Source organism: Vibrio sp. 1401 (assembly GCF_033340295.1).
On sequence record NZ_JAWOWF010000494.1, the window covers coordinates 1 to 629 of the forward strand.

Consider the following 629-nt stretch of genomic DNA (forward strand, 5'->3'; position numbering starts at 1 on the left):
ATTGAATCGGAATACTACGATCTGCCTGTTTTGTCATTTCAAGAACTAACCCAGCAAATCAATATTCAGCCACTTGGAAGGGTGGGGATGTAATGAAAACAAAACTAATACTCTCGCTGGCGCAAGCGGGGATCGAAGTGACGCCATACTTTTGGCAACAAAGTGAAATTCAACTTGGTTATCGAATTGAAGTTGAAGGCTTAGAGCTCGTTTTTCGGGTGGAGGACGGTGAAATCATCATCGTTCTTCTGAAACGCGTTCGTCCAAAATTGGGGTTGAGTAACCCCTTTTCTTGCCTATTTCTTTTGGCTGAGCACGCCATCCCTCTTTTTCCTTCTGATTGGGTTATCCGCGGTAACGTTGATGTGTTGCGTGGTAGCAACATGAGTAGCCAACGCTTGGCTCAATTCTACTTACGCGCCTGTGGCGCTAGCCACGATCAACAAGCCGACTGGTATTTTTTGCGGCTTGCAGACTATCGCCCACTGAAAAAGAGAAAAATGTAAAAACTCTCGACTGTTACTGACAGCGCCAATGAGAAGACACGCTTTAAGATAGGAATCAATATGAAGCAACCCTTTACCCAAGCTATTGAAAATGCAGAGTTAGCCATTCGAAATGCGGATGAA

1 protein-coding gene and 1 pseudogene are annotated in these 629 nt (G+C 44.7%); both read left to right on the forward strand.

Features of this window, described 5'->3' with window-relative positions; translation table 11 throughout:
* Positions 1 to 92: 92 nt before the first annotated feature.
* Positions 93 to 506 (forward strand): LcrR family type III secretion system chaperone, encoded by a 414-nt coding sequence (locus tag R7Z77_RS26425; RefSeq protein WP_318137180.1) that lies wholly within the window; start codon positions 93 to 95, stop codon positions 504 to 506.
* Positions 507 to 566: 60 nt separating this feature from the next.
* Positions 567 to 629, forward strand: a pseudogene (locus R7Z77_RS26430) (type III secretion protein); the annotation flags it as partial.

Excerpts from the sequence above, each read along its gene's own strand:
- R7Z77_RS26425 (WP_318137180.1), top strand. The coding sequence starts at position 93 with ATGAAAACAAAACTAATACTCTCGCTGGCGCAAGCGGGGATCGAAGTG.